Annotated in this window: 2 pseudogenes; one reads left to right on the top strand and one right to left on the bottom strand. The window is 46.8% G+C overall.

The window, feature by feature from the left end:
• A pseudogene (locus RTW80_RS26615) lies at positions 1 to 157 on the bottom strand (MFS transporter); the annotation flags it as partial.
• 135 nt (positions 158 to 292) lie between these two features.
• Here RTW80_RS26615 and RTW80_RS26610 point away from each other — a divergent pair.
• A pseudogene (locus tag RTW80_RS26610) lies at positions 293 to 712 on the top strand (IucA/IucC family siderophore biosynthesis protein); the annotation flags it as partial.

Below are 712 nucleotides of genomic sequence, written 5' to 3'. Positions count from 1 at the left end.
GGGCAGCCCATACAGACAGACTCAGATTTGTCTGTATGACCAGAACAGGGAGTACAACCAGCAGACCGTTCTGTCCGATACCGAGAAGACCGGCACTGAACGCCAGTGGCCAGCAGGACAGGGTTTTTTGGGGCGTATCTTCGATCTTAGATGACATTGTAATGTTTCAACACCATGTATTAATTGTGTTTATTTGTAAAATTAATTTTTCTGACAATAACATTTCTCATTGATAATGAGAATCATTATTGACATAATTGTTATTATTTTACTGTGTAGGAGCTGTTTGATTATGATCCTGCCCTCTGAAAAATCCGCCACAGATGTGGCTGCGCAGTGCTTCCTGAATGCCTTGATTCGTGAAACCAAAGACTGGCAACTGGCGGAATACCCGCCAGACGAATTGATTATCCCGCTGGACGAACAGAAGTCGCTCCATTTCAGAGTGGCTTATTTCTCCCCAACCCAGCATCACCGCTTTGCATTTCCTGCTCATCTGGTCACGGCATCAGGCAGTTATCCTGTCGACTTTACCACTCTCTCCCGGCTTATTATTGATAAGCTCCGGCATCAACTTTTTCTGCCAGTTCCCCTCTGCGAAACTTTCCACCAACGCGTGCTGGAAAGCTACGCCCATACGCAACAGACAATTGATGCCCGCCATGACTGGGCCATCCTGCGTGAAAAAGCGTTGAATTTTGGCGAGGCTGAG

The organism is Escherichia sp. AM3 (assembly GCF_032029835.1).
GTDB lineage: Bacteria > Pseudomonadota > Gammaproteobacteria > Enterobacterales > Enterobacteriaceae > Escherichia > Escherichia coli.
This window is presented reverse-complemented; position numbering and strand designations above follow the sequence as displayed.